The following is a 358-nucleotide window of genomic DNA, read 5'->3' as shown; positions in this document are numbered from 1 at the left end:
CGCCGCCAGCGTTCGTCCTGAGCCAGGATCAAACTCTCCAATAAAGTTGAGTTGAATCGTTAGCTTTCAAAGAAAAGAATTGCTAGGCTCGTTCAACGCGTTCGCTGTTCAGTTTTCAAGGAACATGTCCATCTGAATTGCACTGACATTAACTTACTATACCAAAACTTGATCAGTAAGTCAATATCTTTTTTTGAAGACTTCGCGCCTTCAAAACTGGACATGCATGGAGGCAAAGGATCATTGGAGTGGATAAGTCCTCGACCGATTAGTATTCGTCAGCTCCACGCGTTACCGCGCTTCCACACCGAACCTATCAACCTCATCGTCTTTGAGGGGTCTTACCAGCTTGACGCTG

1 rRNA gene is annotated in these 358 nt (G+C 45.8%); it reads right to left on the bottom strand.

Going from position 1 to position 358, the window contains the following annotated elements:
* Window positions 1-248: 248 nt before the first annotated feature.
* Window positions 249-358 (bottom strand): 23S ribosomal RNA (locus ETC00_RS20400); the annotation flags it as partial.

The organism is Brevibacillus sp. MCWH (assembly GCF_013096935.1).
In the GTDB taxonomy this organism is placed as follows: domain Bacteria; phylum Bacillota; class Bacilli; order Brevibacillales; family Brevibacillaceae; genus Brevibacillus; species Brevibacillus aydinogluensis.
Note: the sequence above shows the minus strand (reverse complement) of the source record. Positions and strands in the feature narration are given on the sequence as shown.